Raw genomic sequence first — 18,666 nt, 5'->3', positions numbered from 1 at the left:
CAGCCTACCTTTATCATCTATTGATCCTTGCAACGATGTGTGCTCCTTTGCTTACACCCTCGTATATGTAAACACCAATGGCCTTTATGTTATCTGGCATCCTTGCTGCTATCAACTCTATTATCTCCTTTGCAAGGTTCTCTGCAGTAGCCTCACCCTCAAAGAGGAAGGTTGTGTGCTTTGGTACCTTAAGATCGAATCTACCATTTGGACCATCGAATGCAACCCTGTAGTGTAATTCATCCTCCTCAACAAGGTACTTCCTGCTTATGAAGAACTTGTGGTCCAAAGCGTTTAGAGCCTGCTTTATCAACCTCTTAGCCTCTCCAAAGTCAATCACCATATCACTCTTCTCATCCTTTATACCTATAAGTTCAACAATAACGCTTGCAGTATGCCCATGAAGCACTGAGCATTTATTTACTAAAGGCAGTATATGAGAGTAATCGAATGAGAGCGATGGATCCTCAAATACAAGGGATGCATATTCATTGTAAGTTGATATGGAGTTGAGTTCATCAGTGCTTGCTGTTGATAATGCTTTACCTACACCCAATACTCTAACATTGCTAGATCTAATGCTCTTCAACTTCTCCACATCACTTACATCATCTATAACCTCTATGTATCCTTGCTCTGTCTTAAAGTCTACTCTTACAGTTGAGCCATCATCTAGGGTTAATGGTGCATCATACTCATACTCTATGTTTAGGAATCTTAGCAGTTCAGCTATGGTCAGTTCATTCCTACTCTTCAAGAGGTTGCCCTTACCATCAACATACCTTATGTATCTACCATCGAGCATATCATTAGGATGTTGAACCCATATTTATTCATCATTATAGATGAGCAAAATAATAAAAGTAAGTTAGTTGATAGAGATTATGGCGATGGTTAGAGTTAGAACAACTATAAGGAGAAGGATAACAATAACTAGACCCTTCTACATAGATGCTGAACTCTACGATGCACTCTCCTTACTCTCTATCCAGATGGGTAAGAGCATAAGCAAGATAGTTGAAGAGGTTGTGGATCATGCAAGTGTACCTGTTAATGCTGAGAACGTTGAGGCTCTTCTGCTAGAGCATCCTATGGTTAGACAGGCAATTGAGATGGTAAGGAATGAACCAGATGAGTGTGCAATTGCAATAGGGTCTAGAGGAGGAACTTCCTCTTAGGCGTTAGGATACCAAATGCAGGATCGTGGTAACTTGGCATGTACTGCTCATAGTGCATTGTTTCATTCCACCATCTATGCGAGTTCTGCATAGCCTCAAGCCTTATCTCCCTCTTGCCCAGATCCCTTGCTATACTCTCTGCAAGCACTGCTAACCTTGAGCCTACCTTTGTATACCTTGCCTTGTTGTAGTTCTTTGCAAGAACTGCTAACTCAATATAATCATCATGCAACTCTAGCACCATAAGCCCAAGTACATCCTTCTCCCCATAAGCTATTGCAATATACCTATCATTATTACTAACCCATCTTTCTATATTGCTACTTATGTAAAGATCAATGGCAATATTGTTGGATGAGAATGATGATGAGGATAGATCATCGCTACTGGCAAGGTATCTGAAGCCTTTGGGTAATCTAGGTCTATGTCTTGATTCCATTATCATCCCTCTTCCTTCTCCTTCTTCTTATTACCATTATTATCATTATCATCTTCCTTACTACCTTACTTGCTTCTTAACTCATCATCCTTCTTTCTATCTTCTCTTCTTTTATTTTCTTTTATTTTATTTTATTTACTTCACCTCTATCTATGCAATACCTTCGATAGCCTCTTCACCATCTTGAATACGCCAGTGCTGAACTGCATAGCCTTCTTCTCCCTGTATGCTATCTCATGTGCAATACCTATGCTCTCTGCAACCTTTCTGAGTAGTAACTTCCTTACTCCATGTACAACGTCAACCTTGAACTCTGCTGGCAAGTTTACTACATACCTTGCTAGTTCTACTGATGCATATGGAAGCAGAAGATCAACTAGCATGGATGATGCTATGCTCTCATCCCTGCATAGATCATGACTAGCCTTCTTCAGATCGTTGAAGAGTATCATGTTGAGATCATTATGAATACTACTATTGCTGCTTCTACAATCATACCTTAGATACCTTGCATATCCTCCAAACAGTTCATCTGCTAACTGACCAAGCATAAGGGCATCTGCACCATTATCCCTTGCAAACCTTGCCAATGCATAAACTATACATGCTATGCTAACATCCATGGTACTTGCAAAGTCTATATCTATCTCTAGTGTAGAGATATCGTTGAGTATCTTCAGTATATCCTGCTCCTCTAGCATAAGTATATGAGTTCTTAATCCCATCACCTCCTGAATGTATCTAGCGTTCATCTCGTCATAAGATCCCTTCGTGCATACAGTTACTGGTATAACATCTAGAATATGATTTGAGAGCATTGCTAGGATTATGCTATCTATACCAGATACTCCAACAACTATCCTACTCCTACCAGATAGCCTCCTAATGAGAGATGTTGAGATTAGATGCCTTGTATGCTCTATAGCATCATCCATGCTAACATCGACATATGGCTTATACTCTATTATTGGGGAGAACCTTATCTTCTCCATCCCTAACCCTAGCCTGAATATATAAAGGGTTCCTGGCTCTACCTCTACGCAAGTGTTAAGAACCCTCCTATCACTTGCAATGGTTATGTTACTACCATCATGCTTATAGTAGAGTGGTTTACTTCCAAGTGGATCCCTAGCAAATGCAATAACACCATCGTTGGTATCAATCCATGTTAGTGCATAATTCCCATCACTTCTAGCAAGCATACCATGGAGATCATGCAATGAGTGTACATTGCTGCTATTGTAATAGATATCTCCATTTAGCAGGATTATTATTCTATCCTGACCTTCTGGAATCTGAACATACTTACAGTAGCACAAAGCTGTAAACCCATCCTTCTTGAATACAAACTCCCTCCTCCTACCACTACCCTTATCATATCTATTACCCATCATCCTTCTACATAACTCTAGATCTATATCCTTGTTTGTTAATATGAACCCATTGTATCTTATCAGGGCATACCCATCAATCATTCATCAAATTATGTAGCAAATAACTATTAAATTATTATTAACATCATAATCAACATCATCATAACATGCTCATTCTACGCCTTATAAGTCCTGTTCTACTCCATATCAGTGATGTTGTAAACCCAATCATCAGCCATAACATAAGAGAGGTTATTGCACTTGTAACCCTGAACCCTACAAGTATATCCTCAGCAATATTTATGGTATCTGGGTTTGGGGGCATGAGTATATATGCTGTAACCATTATCAATGCATATGCACCAATGATAGCAACCTCTCTGATATATCTAATCGCTCCATTCCCTACTACTGCTACTGGTGCTGCTACAAACCTTGCACGTAGTAATGCTAGAACAACTGCTGATATACTAGATATAAGCAGATAGGTTATGTAGATACTCTGCCTGTAGTATATTGTTTCTGGATCACCAACAGCAGGAGGATTTGCAGGGTACTTGAGCATTGGCATGAGGTATAATACAAACCATATTATTAGTGCAATAGTAATCCCTCGCCTGATTGTGATACCTTGAGGGTTCCTGCTAGCCATGTAAGCATACACAATAGAGAAGATTGAGGAGTATGCAACTCCTGCTAGAAGACCTGCAATGACTGCACCTTCCTTCTGCCATACCCTATACGCTATATCAACAGACTCACCCAGCCATGATGCCTCTAACTCTACTGCCCTATCTATATATGGGGTTACAAGCACTGTGTTTACCAACCCATACAATGCTCCACTCAAGACTCCAGCAAGGAGCGCAACAGCTATGATGTTTAGCGTATTCATGCTGCACCAGCTCAAGATCAATTTCAATGGCAAGGAAAGCCTAGAGCATGTCTTGTATCATGGAATAGTTCGTGAAGGAAGTTCTCTTCATATGCTCTATCTCCAACCACTATGCTGAATAACTGCCCTTGATCATAGCCAAGTGCAAATGATGTGAATGCGAATATTGCAGCAAGAACTACTATGGCAAGTATAGGATACTTTATCTCTGCTCTTATAACCTGTCTATTATTGCCATTACTCATTGATTAACCTCTAGTGGGTTAGTATTTAAACTTTTGGACGGTTTATCCAACGATATCTGCTAATAACATTCTCTTCATACCCTTACCTCTCCACCATCAACCACAACAACTTGACCAGTGATGTAACTTGAATCATCAGATGCAAGGAATACTATAGCCTTGGCAGCCTCCTCTGGAGTTCCAAACCTACGCATTGGTATACCCTTGAGCATAGCACCAATCTGATCCTCATCATAACCTCGCATGTTTGCTTCGCTGCTTATACTCCCTAATGCTACACAGTTTATCCTTACCTCTGGAGCAAGTACCAATGCAAGTGACCTTGTCAATGCTATTATAGATGCCTTTGCTAGTGTATATGCTAAGCCATGTGCATCCCCTGCTATTGATGGGGTTGATGATACAAGCACTATACTTCCATTACCCTGCCTCTTCATGTATGGTACGATAGCCTTTATACAGTTGTACGATCCCTTAAGATCAACACTCCATGGCTTATCAAGCACCTCATCTGTAAGCCCTAGAGGATCTGCAAACCATACCTCTCTCCGCATAGGATAACCTGCTACTGCTATAAGTGAATCTATACCATTGAACCTTTTAAGCACTGCATCAACCATTGCATTAACCTCATCATACCTTGATACATCTGCCTTGACCTTCATTACACAATCATTGCCATACTTGCCTTCTATCTCATCAAGTATTGAGTCTATACTATCCTCATTGCTAAAATAGTGCAATGCTAATCTAGCACCCATACCAGCAAGAAGCAGTGCTGTAGCCCTTCCTATACCTCCACTTGCTCCAGTTATTAATACCCTCTTACCCTTCATCCCCATGTATTCTGTTTATCCTCTCAGCAAGTTTAAAGTCGTAGTTGCTTATCCCATTCACATCATGCGTGATGAGGTCTATCCTAACCCTGTTGTACACATTGAACCACTCTGGGTGATGGTTAAGTTTCTCAGACTCTAACGCAACCCTTGTCATGAACCCAAATGCCTCACTGAAGTCCTTGAAGATGAATGTCCTTGTAAGCTTGCCATTCTCTAACCTCCATCCCTTAAGCCTTGCTAGATTTGTACTTATCTGCTCCTCTGTTAGCCTTATGTAATCCTCTTCCATATAGGATGCTTAACATCTACACTTTTATTATTTATGCTATAGGTGTCCCCCGCATCTGACCCACAAGGGTTCATAGGAAGCCAACTGCTAACCTCACCCTGCACCCTCTGCGGGGGTCCAATGCAAAATACACAATCCATTTATAATAATATTGTTGTTGTTAGTTAGTACTACTGCTATAGCTATATGGTAGTTATAGACATGCCCGCTGTAGCACGTCTGGGTGAAACTGGGAATCATCATGCTCATCCCAGCCCGTCCACGTGCACTTCTGCGGGCATTAGTAATATAATATGCAAGGAAACTTATTAAATTAACGAATAAACTAGCATTCTACTTTACTTGCTATATAGCCTTGATATGATTACTTCAAACGCAGATACTGGTACCCTTATCCTGAAGTTGCTAAGAACGCTACTGCTAACCTCCCCAATACTACCTATCCTCTTATCCTTGAAGAGTATCTCTGCTGCCTTGCCACTCTCATATGGAGGCTCATCCACCGGCTCTGTATCCACATCTATACCAAATAGTGTATACAACAATGCTTGAAGATAAGATCTTGCCTCAGTATAGTTTGCACTGCTATGTGCTATCACTGCTGCTACACTCCACTCCTCCCTTATGGAGTCTCCATCCCTACTAAACACCTTGCCTACCTCAAAGAGCCTCTGTGGATAGGGCTCATGTACATTTCTTGAGAGCACTGCAAGGAGTGATGGTACAAGAGAGTCCCTCAGCACCTCATGCTCCTTACTCTTACTCTCCTCAACAACCAATGCAGCATTGCTATCCCTTCTCCTCCCAACCATCTCATACTGTATTAACATACTTACAAGGTTGAAGTTCATAACCTCAAGCATCCCAAGCCCAACCATAACACTCCTTGCATCATCAAGTACCTTAAGCATCCTATGTCTTGAGCCCATCGCCTTTAACCTTGGATACCTTGGCTCAAACCTTGATATGTTGTAGCCTATAGCAACCTCTTCCACAAGGTCTATCCAATGGATTATATCTACTCTATACCTCGGCACTAAACACTCTATGTTACCATCAACCTCTCCTGCTTCTACATCTAACCTGCTCCTCCTCAAACACTCTATAACCTCCTTCCTATCTATATCCAAACCAAGTAGGCTCAACCTATCCATTGGAAGGCTCATCCTCCTATAACTCATCTCTGGTGTAGTTATTGTATAGCCATCATAGTTGATGGATACACTTGCTACCTTGAAGCCCATATCTGATAGCGTTACTGCTATAACTGCTAGGACATCTTTTGCAGTGTTAAGATCAGTTGCTGTAACCTCTACCAACATATTCTTTGTATGCTCTGTAACCCTTGTAAGTTCAGCATTTACTATTGGAGGGAATGAGAGTACATTATCTTTAGCATCCTTTATTATTGGATATCTAGCATGCTCCTTTATTATATGCCCATATGCCTTTCCAACATCTGTGCTTGCAAGTATCTCCTGCATACTCATCTCTCTAGCAGAGTTCAATGGTATGAACTTGAAGTCCTTGCTCTCAGTTGTGTAGTAGAATGGACCATTAACCTTATCATAATCATGAAGTCCTATGGATACCTTCCTCCTCTTCCTCCCTATACCCATATGTAGATCCTCCTGCATGCTTATCAACTGTCTTAGATCTTCATCATCCATCCTTCCATCAAATGCTACAAGTGCTAGCACGTATGGCCTTATGCTATCAACACTTGCATCTACGTTGAATGTAGCAACACTGCTCCCAACAAGATTGAGTCTAGGCAATCCTACCTCTATACCCATAATGCCTCTCAGCGCTCTTGCTATACCGTAGTCTGTTGAGAAGTCTGGTCTATTTGGGTTGTACTCAACCTTTACGTAATCATTACCCTCCTCCTCTATATCTAATGCTATGTAAGGTAGCATGGCAAGTATCTCATCTATGCTCTTACCAACAAGCCTCTCAAGCCTTCTATGCTGTAATGTTACAACTGGCATCTTGCAACACCCCTAAGCATAGATAACCTATTGCTGTAGAGTTCCCTAACATCATCTATACCATACTTGAGCATTGCAATCCTCTCTAGACCTCCACCCCATGCTAGAACTGGCTTATCTATACCCAATGGCTCTGTAACCTCTGGCCTGAATATACCCATTCCAAAGAGCTCAACCCATCTACCCAACCTCTCATGGTAGACCATGGACTGTAGTGATGGCTCTGTGTAGGGGAAGTATGTTGGCCAGAACTTAACCTTGTTCAGACCAAGCCTTCTATAGAACTCCTGCTGTATACCCATAAGATCCCTCAAAGTTGCATCCTTGCTCACAACTATACCCTCAACCTGATGGAACTCTGCTAGATGCTTGTAACTTAACTTCTCATTCCTGAATACCCTGCCTACTGAGAATATACTTGCCTCATCTGGCTTATGCTCTGCAAGGTACCTTATGGTTACTGCTGTAGTATGTGTTCTAAGCACTAACCTCTCTGCTTCTTTGCTACTCCATGAGTACCTCCATCCCTGCTCATGCATTGATGATACTCTCTTCACAACCTCTTTCTCAGCATCTATGCTTCTACGCATACTAGCGATGTAGAATGTATCCTGCATCTCCCTTGCTGGATGGTCTTGAGGTGTGAAGAGCGCATCAAAGTTCCAGAATGCACTCTGCAGAATGCTACCATCTATCTCCTCAAAGCCCATACCTATGAGTATCTCCCTAACCTCATCTATAACATCTTGCAGTATATGCTTCCTACCAGCATATATTATTGGAGCAGGGGCAGTAACATCTATCCTCTTCACTGTAAGAGCATCCTCCATCCTCTCCTGCTCATCCATGATCTGCTTCAGTATAGAGTAACCATGCTCACTAAGCATAACCCTAACCTCCCTTACATCCCTCTCAACTATGTACTCAGGCCTGCTCTTGAGCATCCTATATGCATCCTTATCATCATTGCTCAACTCATCCTCTCTTAACCATCCCTTCTCTCCAAGCCTTGCTAGCAATCTGTACTCTGGCATATTCTGTGCATCTACACTCTTCCTTACATACACCTTGCCGTTGCTTAATGTTATCAGCCCCTTCTCCCTAGCATACCTTACTGCAGCGTTGAACTCATCATCTGCTAGATCAGCAACCTCCCTTACATCCTTCAGGCTTACCCCTTCTCCTCCCATGCGAATTGCAGCACTCACAAGCCTTATCTCTGGAAGGTTACTCTTTAGTACGTTAAGCCCCTCTCTACCTATCCCAATAAGCCTTATTGTACTCTCCTCCATACTTATTATACCCTTGTACTTCAACCACTCAACCCCCCTCCTAACCTGATCTATGTTCAGCCCTGTATGCTTGCTCAGTTCATCCAACCCCATCCATCCCTTCTTCCCAGCAAGGGCAAGTATGATCCTCCTCTCTATATCGTGTAGTGCAATCAACATATGCCTGATCTATACTCGCATTTTTAATCTTTATTAATATGCTAGATGTAGGGTGTACATGGGTAATGCTGTAGATGTTGCAGTAGAGTACTATATCAAGAGATTTGGTGATGATGTAAGCAAAGCCTTCATCCATCTTGTTAGGGAGGTTGGGGAGATAGCATTTGCCATGGAGAAGGGTAATGTAGAGCATGCAAAGGTTGAGATAGCAGAGAGCATAGCACTACTACACTACATGGCTAGGCTCTATAGCATGGATGCTGATGCTACTATAGAGAGGATATACAGCAAGAAGCTTGAATCATTAACAAAGCAACAACCTTAACACTTTTTAAAGGTTTGATGTTTGCATTGAGTTAATGAAGGAGGAGGGCTTCACTGTAACGCCATGGAAGGTTGAAGGGGAGGTAGACTATACAAGGCTTGTAAATGAGTTTGGTACCCAACTAATAGATGAGGAGTTACTAGCAAGGATAAAGAGGTTTGCTGGAAGGTTGCATCCATTGCTCAAGCTTGGGTACTTCTTCAGCCACAGAGACCTAGACTGGATCCTTGATATGTATGAGAAGGGTGAGAGGTTCTACCTCTACACTGGAAGAGGACCATCTGGCAATGTTCATCTAGGGCATATACTACCATGGGTGTTTACAAAGTATTTACAGGATAGTTTCAATGTGAACCTGATATTCCAGATAACTGATGATGAGAAGTTCCTCTATACCGATGGGAGGAACATGGATGAGATAAGCAGGTATGCATATGAGAACATACTGGATATAATAGCAGTTGGATTCAAGCCAGAGAAGAGCAAGATAATAGTTGATACAAAGCATATTAACCATCTATACCCAATTGCTATAGAGATTGCAAAGAAGCTAACGTTCTCAACTGTAAGAGCTACATTTGGGTTCACATCATCAACAAACATAGGGATGATACTCTTCCCTGCAATACAGGCTGCACCATGCTTCCTTCCATCAAAGATAGAAGGTAAGCCTACACCATGCCTCATCCCTGCTGCAATAGACCAAGATCCATACTGGAGGATTACAAGGGATGTTGCTGAGAAGTTAGGATACTACAAGCCTGCACAGATACACTCCAAGTTCCTTCCAGGGTTAGGTATGCAGGGCAAGATGTCATCATCACAACCAGAGACTGCAATATTCACTACAGATGAGCCAGAGGTTGCTGAGAAGAAGGTTATGAATGCATTCACTGGAGGCCAACCAACTATAGCACTGCAGAGAAGGCTTGGTGCTGATGCATACAGATGTCCTGTATTCTGGTACCTAAGGTACATGTTCGAGGATGAGAAGAGTTCAGATGAGAGGTATGTGAAGTGTAGGAGCGGCTCGCTCTTATGCTATGAGTGCAAGTATGCACTGGCAGATGCTGTGAAGAGATATCTTAAGGAGTTTCAGATCAAGAGGGAGCATGCAAGGGATATGGTGGATAGATTCATGTTTGATTGATTAATTGATTGATTGAGTAATCATAATAGCCTAAACAATTCACTTTGATCTCAACACCCTACCATCAGCATCTATCTCTCCAGCCCTTATCCTGCTAGATGATATCCTCTCCCCATCATCTGCAAGCAGTAGATCTATAGCAATTATATGTAATGGCTTCATACCATTAGCCTCTCTTATCTCATTGAGCCTCTTACATTTATGTTCGGTCTCCCTGCTTACAACTATAGCCTCTATACTTGGATCTGTAATTGTTGGACCAAACTCATCATCCAGCATGATTATATCGAACCTTCTAGATGGGTATCTATTAACTAGCATGGATGAGAGGTTCCTTACCCTTCTACTGTAATCGTTAGATATCCTCTTTCCCATCCTTGCAACTAACGAATCGCTAGTTACACCTATTATCACATGATCCCCAACCTCAAACGCCTTATCCAACAATGCAATATGCCCTTTATGCAGTATATCAAATGTACCTCCTACAGCAACTACTCTATACCTCATCTTAAGAGGTTATATACCTTCTAATAAAAAGATTTAAATGAGATCCCAAGGGGGATTAGCCTATGGAGGCACAATTAAAGCCATATGTTGGTAAGGCAAAGAATGTTGTAGTATACAACACATATGCAGATGGGAGAAGGATACACTTCGATGTGTTCATACCAACTGATGCTGAGGATGTTGATGAGGTACCAGCAGAGTATGATAAGAAGGCTGTGGAGTATGCAAAGGAGTTCCTTAGGCTCATAGGCAAGCCAGATAGTGATGTACAGGTCAACATATGCTATAGATGCCATATAGATAATACTGACTTTTACACTGGGGAGTTGTGGCAGTTACCAGGCAAGGATATCTATATATGGCCAATGGAGGGCTGTCCAAAGCCTCAGCAGCAATAATAACAATCTTTATTTTTAATTTTAATGTATATAATTATATAACTACTATTACATAACGTTTGTTATGTTACTTACATTACAAAATATTTATTTATTCACAGCCTGTATGTATGGTATGATAAATGAAGAGACCATGCTGAGCAAGGTTACAGATCTTCCAACTCAACTGCTCCAATCCCTAGCCCTTAAGGATAGCATACCAGCATTCGATTGCATAGATGAGATAGCAGTTATAGGCATGGGAGGTTCTGGAATAGTTGGGGATTTCATAAAGACGGTTGTAAGGGACCATAGGGTTCATGTTGTGAAGAGTAGTGATCTACCTAGATTAAGTGATAGAACACTGGTTATAGCAGTTACATACTCGGGAGGTACAAAGGAGACCATTGCTGCAGTAAGCAAGGCTAGGGAGTATACCAGCAAGATAGTTATGATAACTTCAAGCAAGGATATGGAGCGGTTATGTAGTAATCAAGGCATAGGATGTGTTAGGGTAGTCAACAACTTATACAGTAGAGCATCATTAGGCTACATGCTTGCACCAGCACTCCTAGTACTTGAGAAGTCTAGTATAATGAACAGTGCATGCAAGGATATAAAGGAGGCTAGTGGTCTGCTCTCTACTCTAGCAGGTGATAGGAACAGGTTGGAGAGGATCAAGCGATCCATGGTTGGAAAGACCTTAGCAGTAGTGTATAGTGATGAGTTTACTAAAGCAGCAGCGCTCCGCTGGAAGCATATGCTCAATGAGAATGCAAAGATGCAGTGCTATTACGATGTATATCCAGAGTTGCTGCATAATGAGATAGAGGTATGGTATGAGCATAACACTAACAATGATGATAAAGCCCTAATCATTCTTAGGGATGAGGAATATGAGAGGGAGCAGGTACATAATGGCTATGATCTCTACGCAGCAATAAATAAGAGCAGGAGGTTAATCAGTAGCAAGGGTATAGAGGTAACAGAAGTATGGAGCGTTGGTAAATCTCCTCTAGCAAGGTTGCTCTCACTAAGTTACATTGGTGATCTGCTCAGTGTGCACTTGGCGTATGCTAAAGGTATAGATCCAACGAAGGTATCTAACATAGACTACATCAAGAAAGGAGGTGTCTAATCATGATCAATGGTAATGATACACAGATAGCAATATTGGCTGGTGGTATGGGTAAGAGGCTTGGAATAGATGCGCCAAAGTGCCTACTCAGCATAGGCAACTCAACCCTTCTAGATATCTGCATAGAGGGGCTCATCAAGAACGGATTCAAGGATAAAGAGTTCATACTGCTGATAGGCTATAAACATGAGATGGTTAGAAGGCATGTAAATGATGGCAAGAGATATGGTATAAGGGTAAAGTACTCTATAGACCCAGAGAATAATATAGGATGGGGTAAGGGGAAGGCATTCAAGTACGCTTTGCTCAACAACATAATAGATAGGAGTAAGAGAACCCTAGTTACATTCCCAGATGATATAATGCTTGATGATGGAATATATGCTAGGTTTATACAGGATCACCTTGAAGCAGTAAGCAGATATGGTGTCTATGCATCCATAGCACTCATCGATAAGGTTGAATACCCATATGGCACAGCTAAGCTTGATGAGAGCAATAACATAGTTGAGTTCATAGAGAAGCCCATACTTACCATACCCACATCCATAGGACTGTACGTATTTGAGCCTAAGGTTTATGATATAATAAATGAGTATATAGATATGGATAGCCCGAAAGCTGTAGAGTTGGAGTCTGTGATCTTCCCTATACTTGCAGAGAAGGGATTGCTACATGGATTCATCATAGACTCAAGTTCTTGGCTGCCTATAAACACACTAAAGGAGTATGAGAAGGCAATTAAAGTACTAGTTAACCGTACTAGGTAATAAGGTGACAATATAAAATTTTCCCCATTGATGGTGATAAAATAACCATATAATGTGAGTTACATGTAATCAGTCACATAAAATATATAACTTAATCTCACAATAAAGCCTTCATGAGCATTGCTACACATGAGAAGAGAGACAAACTTGATATACTGCTAAGGATAATAGAGGTTACAGCAACACCTGCAAAGAAGACCCATATACTGTATAAGGCTAGCCTTAACTTCTATCAGCTCAACAGGTACATAGATGAGCTTGTAAGGCTTGGATTCATAAAGGAGATGGATGTACCGTTCAAGGGCTATGTAGCAACAGAGAGAGGCAAACAGTTCCTTGCAATGATGAAGAATAGTATCAAAACTTTAATTCTAGTTATGATTATTGGTAATGTAATAGGACTAATAAATTAGCTGCAGTGGCTATATTAAAATCATCTTCTTTAATATCTTCTTAATTATTTTATTCTATCATGTTTTATAATATAAACAGAGTAGACTTTATTAGTTACCATTCTCCTTTTTTCCCTAGAAAAGGGAAAATGATACCATTAATATACAAACAAGGTCTAAATATTAGATGGTTCACCTATTATCTAGAATGTATACTACATTACATAAGGCAGAGATCGCAAGTGTACATATTCGTGGCATCTGCACTCCTATCCCTCATAATTGCATCCAAAGGAATAGTAGAACCCATGCTAGCAATCAAACTTGCAGTTGGTACGTATCTGATAAGCCTTGCAACATATGCCTATAACGATATTACCGATACCTTAGCAGATAGAATAAATAAGGTTAATAGGGCCATTGTAAGAGGCAAGGCAGATGATAAGGTAGTAAAGAGGATCTCTATAGCACTATTCTCCATAGGGATGGCCCTCCTTATGCATATAAACCTGTACACTGCTATAATAGCACTGCTCTGCACAATCTTAGCAGTAGCATACTCCCATCCAAGGATTAACCTTAAGGATAGGTTCCCATACAAGACCCTAGTCAATGCATCTGGTGCAGGATTTGCTGCACTAATAGGTGGCTTTGCTGTAGATGATCTTAATGTTAATGTAATCATGCTTGCTGTCATATCCTTTCTATTCCTCTTCATACTTGCACCCTTGGGTGATATACAGGATTATGAGGGTGACAAGGCTGCTGGGAAGCGTACATTCCCTGTAGTACTAGGGGTAAATGCAACTATAGCAATGATGCTCCCAATACCGTTCGTAGTAACGCTCCTGCTCTTAACAAAGATGAATATAAGCATGCTAAGCATAGCAGTAACTAGCATAGCAAACACGGTAAGCACTATAATCCTACTCTTAGTATACAAGAGATGGTATGATAAGGCTATTGTGAAGATGTCAAGACATGTACTAAGGCTCATGTACGTTATGAATCAGATCTCAATCCTGTTGAGTGTTAGAACTGGTGCAGAGGAGAGTGTGTAAGTAGGTAAGATAACCATACAACCATCATCATTTTATTTCCAGTATAAATGATGGATACTCTAGATAACATCGTTTATATTTGATGTGTAGGAAGTCTATACAATGGTAACTCAACTAAGCTATGCTAGGAGGGGGGTTGCTACTGAGGAGATGAAGCATGTAGCAGAGAGTGAACAGGTTAGCCTTGATCTTATAGTTAGGGGTGTTGCAAATGGCTCAATAATAATACCAAGGAATGTAGCAAGGAAGCAGGAACTAACCAAGTTAGTAGGCATAGGGAAGGGTTTAAGGACTAAGGTGAATGTTAACATAGGTACATCAACCTTAAGGGTAAACTTACAAGAGGAGGTTGAGAAGGCAAGGATAGCTGTAAGGTATGGTGCAGATACCATCATGGATCTTAGCGATGCTGGTGATCTACCATCAATAAGAAGAACCTTGATGGAGGAGGCAAGGATACAGTTTGGCTATGTGCCAGTGTACCAGGCTTATGCTGAGGCTGTACAGAAGCATAAGAACCCGCTTGAGATGGATGAGGATGATTTTCTTAATGCGTTTGAGCAGTGTGCAAGGGATGGTGTAGATTACACTACAATACATGCTGGGTTAACTAGAGAACTTGCAGATAGACTGCTCAAGGTTAAGAGGCATGCTGGGATAGTGAGCAAGGGAGGCACGATAACTGCAGCATGGATGCTCAAGTATGGTAAGGAGAATCCATACTATGAGCACTTTGATTATCTATGTGAGATAGCAAGGGAGTATGATGTAACATTCAGCCTTGGCGATGCCCTTCGCCCTGGTTCAATACTAGATTCTCATGATGAACTACAGGTAGCAGAGATGATAAATGTTGCAAGACTAGCGAAGAGGGCATATGCTATGGATGTGCAGGTCATGATAGAGGGTCCAGGGCATGTACCATTGAACGAGGTTGCAGCAAATGTTAGGCTTGCTAAATCTCTAATAGGCGATGTGCCATACTATGTACTTGGTCCACTGGTTACTGATGTAGCAGCAGGCTACGATCATATAGCAAGTGCCATAGGAGCAGCTATAGCAGCAAGCGAGGGTGCTGATCTCCTCTGCTATCTTACACCATCTGAGCATCTAGCGCTTCCAACACCAGAGGAGGTTAAGGAAGGGTTGATAGCATACAGGATAGCAGCACATGCTGGGGATATAGTGAAGATAAGGGATAGAGCGATAAGGTGGGATGCTGAGATGACAAGAGCAAGGAGGATGCTTGATTGGGCTAAACAGATATCCCTTGCAATAGATCCTGAGGAGGCAGCAAGGATACACAACAGAGATGGACAGTTGCAAGGCAACAGTGTACCATGTACGATGTGTGGTTCAGCCTGTGTGTATATAATGCTGCCACAGCAACGCAGGTATGAAGTAGTAGAGGGAGAGGGAAGGGGAGGAGAGAAGGAGAAGGATGAGGAAGATGTAATCGTAAAAGGGAAGAATGAATAGGTAGAAGTAGAGGAGGATGCTCAGCGATATTGTTATGTTAGAATCAAGCATATCAATAATAAATAAATGCCTAGATCTGCTTTAGTTAAGCACCCACACTATATTTACAGATCGTACAATATACCCTTCTCTTACAAGAAGAGTTTTGATGATTTAAGCACTGCCTACCTCTCTTATTATGGTATCCGCTATATCCTCGGCAGATGAACCTTTATTTATCATTGCAAGGATCTGGTTACGCTTAGCAGCCCATACACTTGGCCCTATGCCCTTCTCACTCAATATACTCAAGACCTTCTCATACTTCTGCATCTGCTCTTGGCTCAAGAAGAGCTCATTACCCGCCATGATATCTGGCTTTATTATATCGATGTATATCTTATCCCCAACCTTTATACCCGATTCCTCATACTCCCTTATGCTCAACTTCAGTGTTGTTGTGAAGCCTCCCATCAACTGGCTTGCTATCATCTTGTTTAGGTTCTTCATAAGGTCCTCGAACGATGTGAAGTTACTCACCACCTGCACACCGAATGGACTCTGACCCTTCTCCTTGATATCCCTAGGCTCTGCTAAAGATACAAATACATAAGGGCTGCCATCTGGTGCTGCATCTATCCTCACAACTATATACTCCTTCCTCATGTTACTGGATAACACTAACCAATCTATAATGTTTGTGGTATGCATGAATGTATGGATTAGAAGCAAGGTTGATCAGCAGCCATACATAAGTTAGTGATGCTGTTATTACATTTTAATTATTGATACAGTATCTTAAATCAGACCATTATCAACCAATAGGTCCAACAACTCTGCTAGAGCATTAAGGATCTCCTTCTTGAATAGTCTAACCTGAATGTTGAACCTAACCACAAGTAGTATGGCAAGCATATCGTAATCTGTATGTGCTCTTCTCACCCATGCATGCTCTATAACATAGCCTGAGCCCCTCATGCCTACAACCCCTCTCCACTGCTTAATCCTTGAAAGTGCATCCTCTATGCTAGAGATTACATCATCTATGCTATAATCAGCATCATCCCTTATATTGAACTTAGCCATGGGCATATAGAGTAGGCCAGAGGTTATAGGATCACCATGCTTCAGCATCCTCTCAATTATCTCATACTCTCTTTCCTTTGGCTCTATCTGACCATAGTCTGGCTGGAAGTATGCTGCAACGTTCTTATCCTCATCGTATATCTTGAAGTAGTACTCCTCCTGCTCTATACCCCATCTCATGGTGATGAGTTGTGAAGAGGTATTTATAAAGAGTGAGAGAACTAGATTATTGTTGATTGATATATATGTATGTATTAATAGTGGATAGATGGATGGTTGATTGATTGATTAATTGATAGGTTGATGGATGGATGGATTTAGAAATAATACTAGAGTGCTTTGAACTGCTCAGTCCATCTAAGATAAGCCTTTATCATCTCCTGACTAACGCTAGGCTTCCTGTTCTTAAGTATCTCCTTAAAGTCGTTCATGCCTATGCTTCTTGTCTGAGCATTACCATCGAATGCCTTGCCACTCTCAAAGAGTTCATTTACAACCTTCAGTTGCACACCCTGGCATATATCCCTTATATCACTTGCTGAGTACCCTTCTGTTATCTTTGCAAGATCCTCAAGTTTAAGAGATGGATCTATGTTGAGTTGGGCAGTGTAGGATCTGAACATCTGTAACCTTGCATTGTAATCTGGTAAGCCTACGTATATCCTCTTCTGGAACCTCCTGAGGAATGGCCAATCTAGGCTCCATGGCTTGTTTGTAGCACCTATAACGTATATTGGTGATTTCCCAGACTTGCTAGTAATACCATCCATCTCTGTAAGGAACTGGTTCTTAACCCTAACCTCTCCTCCTATCTCATTGCTTCTTGTGCCTAACAGAGAATCAACCTCATCTATGAAGAGTATGACTGGCACGTTCTCCTTGCTAACAACTCTCCTTGCCATGGAGAATAACTTTGCTACATTCTTCTCAGCCTCACCAAGCCATTTGCTCATCATCGATGCTGCATCTACGTTTATGAAGTAACCTTCTATCTCGCTTGCAGTTGCTGCTGCTAGAAGTGTCTTTCCATTCCCTGGAGGACCATAGAGTAGTATACCCTTTGGCCATCCAAGAGGGAATAGATCTGGCCTTTGAGTAGGATATATTATGCTTTCTCTCAACGCTCTCTTTGCATCATCAAGGCCTATAACCTCGTCCCACTTCACATTTGGCTTATCCTTCAGTACTAGATCATCAAAATCAGCCTTGAGTATCTCAACGTTAGTATCATTGCTACTTAACCCATTACCATTACTCCTCTCACCCCCAACACTATCATGTCTAACCTTGCTGATTGCTGTATTTGCTTGCTCGCTACCCTTGCTGCTACCCTTATCCCCATTGACCATATCATGCATACCATCCAACCCTCTAGACTCCTGTAATGCTTTTATCCTGTTCTGATAGGCCTTTGCCCTCTCAACGTATATCTTGTTCAACTTGTAATCTGGGTAGAGGTGAACCAGCTTCAGCAAGGCATCAACTGCCTTCTGATAGTGGAGTATAGCATGTGGCTTTGCTCCCTGCGAATCTAACTTTATGGCCTCTGCAGCATGCTTACTTGCAATATTCTCTAATTCTTGGGGTGCCAGAGTCAATTAACACTCACCTGCATTACAGATAAGGATTTACCTATACCATAGTGTAAAATATAATAGCAAAGTAACTCAACTAATATTGACAACCATCTGCATACTGA

General features: G+C 41.4%; 22 protein-coding genes. 9 read left to right on the top strand and 13 right to left on the bottom strand.

Going from position 1 to position 18,666, the window contains the following annotated elements:
- Window positions 1-13: 13 nt before the first annotated feature.
- The gene (locus CRG89_RS02350) at window positions 14-805 is read right to left on the bottom strand and encodes a 6-pyruvoyl trahydropterin synthase family protein (protein ID WP_103286762.1); all 792 of its coding nucleotides are present in this window, start codon (window positions 803-805) and stop codon (window positions 14-16) included.
- A gap of 79 nt (window positions 806-884) precedes the next feature.
- Here CRG89_RS02350 and CRG89_RS02345 point away from each other — a divergent pair, with 79 nt between their 5' ends.
- Window positions 885-1,178, top strand: a complete 294-nt coding sequence (locus CRG89_RS02345) for a hypothetical protein (RefSeq protein ID WP_148695255.1) — start codon at window positions 885-887, stop codon at window positions 1,176-1,178.
- On the opposite strand, the gene CRG89_RS02340 is transcribed toward CRG89_RS02345, so the two are convergent.
- The 8 genes from CRG89_RS02340 to pheS form a co-directional block, all read right to left on the bottom strand.
- The gene (locus tag CRG89_RS02340; RefSeq protein WP_158648667.1) at window positions 1,156-1,623 is read right to left on the bottom strand and encodes a hypothetical protein; all 468 of its coding nucleotides are present in this window, start codon (window positions 1,621-1,623) and stop codon (window positions 1,156-1,158) included. The two genes, CRG89_RS02345 and CRG89_RS02340, sit on opposite strands and share 23 nt — an antisense overlap.
- Before the next feature lie 140 nt (window positions 1,624-1,763).
- Complete coding sequence (locus CRG89_RS02335) at window positions 1,764-3,092, bottom strand: asparagine synthase family protein (RefSeq protein WP_103286759.1); 1,329 nt, start codon at window positions 3,090-3,092, stop codon at window positions 1,764-1,766.
- A gap of 58 nt (window positions 3,093-3,150) precedes the next feature.
- Window positions 3,151-3,885, bottom strand: coding sequence for a CbtA family protein (locus CRG89_RS02330; RefSeq protein ID WP_148695256.1), 735 nt, complete (start codon window positions 3,883-3,885; stop codon window positions 3,151-3,153).
- Between the two features lie 23 nt (window positions 3,886-3,908).
- Entirely contained in the window at window positions 3,909-4,130 is a 222-nt protein-coding gene (locus CRG89_RS02325) for a CbtB domain-containing protein (protein WP_103286757.1), read from the bottom strand.
- 74 nt (window positions 4,131-4,204) lie between these two features.
- Complete coding sequence (locus CRG89_RS02320; RefSeq protein ID WP_103286756.1) at window positions 4,205-4,972, bottom strand: SDR family NAD(P)-dependent oxidoreductase; 768 nt, start codon at window positions 4,970-4,972, stop codon at window positions 4,205-4,207.
- Window positions 4,956-5,258 (bottom strand): 4a-hydroxytetrahydrobiopterin dehydratase, encoded by a 303-nt coding sequence (locus tag CRG89_RS02315; protein WP_103286755.1) that lies wholly within the window; start codon window positions 5,256-5,258, stop codon window positions 4,956-4,958. Before CRG89_RS02315 ends, CRG89_RS02320 begins: the two co-directional genes overlap by 17 nt.
- A 338-nt stretch (window positions 5,259-5,596) precedes the next feature.
- On the bottom strand, window positions 5,597-7,249 hold the full coding sequence (gene pheT / locus CRG89_RS02310) for a phenylalanine--tRNA ligase subunit beta (protein ID WP_103286754.1): 1,653 nt from the start codon (window positions 7,247-7,249) through the stop codon (window positions 5,597-5,599).
- Window positions 7,237-8,700, bottom strand: a complete 1,464-nt coding sequence (gene pheS / locus CRG89_RS02305) for a phenylalanine--tRNA ligase subunit alpha (protein ID WP_103286753.1) — start codon at window positions 8,698-8,700, stop codon at window positions 7,237-7,239. Before pheS ends, pheT begins: the two co-directional genes overlap by 13 nt.
- A gap of 58 nt (window positions 8,701-8,758) precedes the next feature.
- Here pheS and CRG89_RS02300 point away from each other — a divergent pair, with 58 nt between their 5' ends.
- Both CRG89_RS02300 and CRG89_RS02295 read left to right on the top strand, forming a co-directional pair.
- Window positions 8,759-9,025, top strand: a complete 267-nt coding sequence (locus CRG89_RS02300) for a nucleoside triphosphate pyrophosphohydrolase family protein (protein WP_103286752.1) — start codon at window positions 8,759-8,761, stop codon at window positions 9,023-9,025.
- Between the two features lie 34 nt (window positions 9,026-9,059).
- Entirely contained in the window at window positions 9,060-10,175 is a 1,116-nt protein-coding gene (locus CRG89_RS02295) for a tryptophan--tRNA ligase (protein WP_103286751.1), read from the top strand.
- A 39-nt stretch (window positions 10,176-10,214) separates the two neighbouring features.
- On the opposite strand, the gene CRG89_RS02290 is transcribed toward CRG89_RS02295, so the two are convergent.
- Window positions 10,215-10,685, bottom strand: a complete 471-nt coding sequence (locus CRG89_RS02290; protein WP_103286750.1) for a phosphopantetheine adenylyltransferase — start codon at window positions 10,683-10,685, stop codon at window positions 10,215-10,217.
- Window positions 10,686-10,747: 62 nt separating this feature from the next.
- Here CRG89_RS02290 and CRG89_RS02285 point away from each other — a divergent pair, with 62 nt between their 5' ends.
- From CRG89_RS02285 to thiC, 6 genes are all read left to right on the top strand, one after another.
- Window positions 10,748-11,083, top strand: coding sequence for a DUF2024 family protein (locus tag CRG89_RS02285; RefSeq protein ID WP_103286749.1), 336 nt, complete (start codon window positions 10,748-10,750; stop codon window positions 11,081-11,083).
- A 115-nt stretch (window positions 11,084-11,198) separates the two neighbouring features.
- Window positions 11,199-12,200 (top strand): SIS domain-containing protein, encoded by a 1,002-nt coding sequence (locus CRG89_RS02280; RefSeq protein ID WP_158648666.1) that lies wholly within the window; start codon window positions 11,199-11,201, stop codon window positions 12,198-12,200.
- A gap of 2 nt (window positions 12,201-12,202) precedes the next feature.
- Complete coding sequence (locus CRG89_RS02275) at window positions 12,203-12,970, top strand: nucleotidyltransferase family protein (protein ID WP_103286747.1); 768 nt, start codon at window positions 12,203-12,205, stop codon at window positions 12,968-12,970.
- 113 nt (window positions 12,971-13,083) lie between these two features.
- On the top strand, window positions 13,084-13,383 hold the full coding sequence (sso10a, locus tag CRG89_RS02270) for an Sso10a family chromatin protein (RefSeq protein WP_103286746.1): 300 nt from the start codon (window positions 13,084-13,086) through the stop codon (window positions 13,381-13,383).
- A 233-nt stretch (window positions 13,384-13,616) separates the two neighbouring features.
- Window positions 13,617-14,423 (top strand): UbiA prenyltransferase family protein, encoded by an 807-nt coding sequence (locus CRG89_RS02265; RefSeq protein WP_158648665.1) that lies wholly within the window; start codon window positions 13,617-13,619, stop codon window positions 14,421-14,423.
- 102 nt (window positions 14,424-14,525) lie between these two features.
- Window positions 14,526-15,902 (top strand): phosphomethylpyrimidine synthase ThiC, encoded by a 1,377-nt coding sequence (thiC, locus tag CRG89_RS02260; RefSeq protein WP_103286744.1) that lies wholly within the window; start codon window positions 14,526-14,528, stop codon window positions 15,900-15,902.
- Between the two features lie 153 nt (window positions 15,903-16,055).
- On the opposite strand, the gene CRG89_RS08965 is transcribed toward thiC, so the two are convergent.
- The 3 genes from CRG89_RS08965 to CRG89_RS02245 all read right to left on the bottom strand — a co-directional run bounded on the left by CRG89_RS08965 (window position 16,056) and on the right by CRG89_RS02245 (window position 18,565).
- The gene (locus CRG89_RS08965; protein WP_197706599.1) at window positions 16,056-16,547 is read right to left on the bottom strand and encodes a hypothetical protein; all 492 of its coding nucleotides are present in this window, start codon (window positions 16,545-16,547) and stop codon (window positions 16,056-16,058) included.
- 132 nt (window positions 16,548-16,679) lie between these two features.
- The gene (locus CRG89_RS02250) at window positions 16,680-17,147 is read right to left on the bottom strand and encodes a hypothetical protein (RefSeq protein WP_103286743.1); all 468 of its coding nucleotides are present in this window, start codon (window positions 17,145-17,147) and stop codon (window positions 16,680-16,682) included.
- 149 nt (window positions 17,148-17,296) lie between these two features.
- The gene (locus CRG89_RS02245; RefSeq protein ID WP_103286742.1) at window positions 17,297-18,565 is read right to left on the bottom strand and encodes an AAA family ATPase; all 1,269 of its coding nucleotides are present in this window, start codon (window positions 18,563-18,565) and stop codon (window positions 17,297-17,299) included.
- Between the last annotated feature and the right edge of the window lie 101 nt (window positions 18,566-18,666).

Source organism: Candidatus Nitrosocaldus islandicus (genome assembly GCF_002906215.1).
Taxonomy (GTDB): domain Archaea; phylum Thermoproteota; class Nitrososphaeria; order Nitrososphaerales; family Nitrosocaldaceae; genus Nitrosocaldus; species Nitrosocaldus cavascurensis.
This window is presented reverse-complemented; position numbering and strand designations above follow the sequence as displayed.

What these genes read in the sequence shown, in the direction of transcription:
- CRG89_RS02340 (WP_158648667.1), bottom strand. Translation starts at nt 1,623, where the DNA reads ATGATAATGGAATCAAGACATAGACCTAGATTACCCAAAGGCTTCAGA.
- CRG89_RS02295 (WP_103286751.1), top strand. Translation starts at nt 9,060, where the DNA reads ATGAAGGAGGAGGGCTTCACTGTAACGCCATGGAAGGTTGAAGGGGAG.
- CRG89_RS02315 (WP_103286755.1), bottom strand. Translation starts at nt 5,258, where the DNA reads ATGGAAGAGGATTACATAAGGCTAACAGAGGAGCAGATAAGTACAAAT.
- CRG89_RS02320 (WP_103286756.1), bottom strand. Translation starts at nt 4,972, where the DNA reads ATGGGGATGAAGGGTAAGAGGGTATTAATAACTGGAGCAAGTGGAGGT.
- CRG89_RS02275 (WP_103286747.1), top strand. Translation starts at nt 12,203, where the DNA reads ATGATCAATGGTAATGATACACAGATAGCAATATTGGCTGGTGGTATG.
- pheS (WP_103286753.1), bottom strand. Translation starts at nt 8,700, where the DNA reads ATGTTGATTGCACTACACGATATAGAGAGGAGGATCATACTTGCCCTT.
- CRG89_RS02290 (WP_103286750.1), bottom strand. Translation starts at nt 10,685, where the DNA reads ATGAGGTATAGAGTAGTTGCTGTAGGAGGTACATTTGATATACTGCAT.
- CRG89_RS02300 (WP_103286752.1), top strand. Translation starts at nt 8,759, where the DNA reads ATGGGTAATGCTGTAGATGTTGCAGTAGAGTACTATATCAAGAGATTT.
- CRG89_RS02325 (WP_103286757.1), bottom strand. Translation starts at nt 4,130, where the DNA reads ATGAGTAATGGCAATAATAGACAGGTTATAAGAGCAGAGATAAAGTAT.
- pheT (WP_103286754.1), bottom strand. Translation starts at nt 7,249, where the DNA reads ATGCCAGTTGTAACATTACAGCATAGAAGGCTTGAGAGGCTTGTTGGT.
- CRG89_RS02330 (WP_148695256.1), bottom strand. Translation starts at nt 3,885, where the DNA reads ATGAATACGCTAAACATCATAGCTGTTGCGCTCCTTGCTGGAGTCTTG.
- sso10a (WP_103286746.1), top strand. Translation starts at nt 13,084, where the DNA reads ATGAGCATTGCTACACATGAGAAGAGAGACAAACTTGATATACTGCTA.
- CRG89_RS02285 (WP_103286749.1), top strand. Translation starts at nt 10,748, where the DNA reads ATGGAGGCACAATTAAAGCCATATGTTGGTAAGGCAAAGAATGTTGTA.
- thiC (WP_103286744.1), top strand. Translation starts at nt 14,526, where the DNA reads ATGGTAACTCAACTAAGCTATGCTAGGAGGGGGGTTGCTACTGAGGAG.
- CRG89_RS02350 (WP_103286762.1), bottom strand. Translation starts at nt 805, where the DNA reads ATGCTCGATGGTAGATACATAAGGTATGTTGATGGTAAGGGCAACCTC.
- CRG89_RS08965 (WP_197706599.1), bottom strand. Translation starts at nt 16,547, where the DNA reads ATGAGGAAGGAGTATATAGTTGTGAGGATAGATGCAGCACCAGATGGC.
- CRG89_RS02280 (WP_158648666.1), top strand. Translation starts at nt 11,199, where the DNA reads ATGATAAATGAAGAGACCATGCTGAGCAAGGTTACAGATCTTCCAACT.
- CRG89_RS02335 (WP_103286759.1), bottom strand. Translation starts at nt 3,092, where the DNA reads ATGATTGATGGGTATGCCCTGATAAGATACAATGGGTTCATATTAACA.
- CRG89_RS02250 (WP_103286743.1), bottom strand. Translation starts at nt 17,147, where the DNA reads ATGAGATGGGGTATAGAGCAGGAGGAGTACTACTTCAAGATATACGAT.
- CRG89_RS02345 (WP_148695255.1), top strand. Translation starts at nt 885, where the DNA reads ATGGCGATGGTTAGAGTTAGAACAACTATAAGGAGAAGGATAACAATA.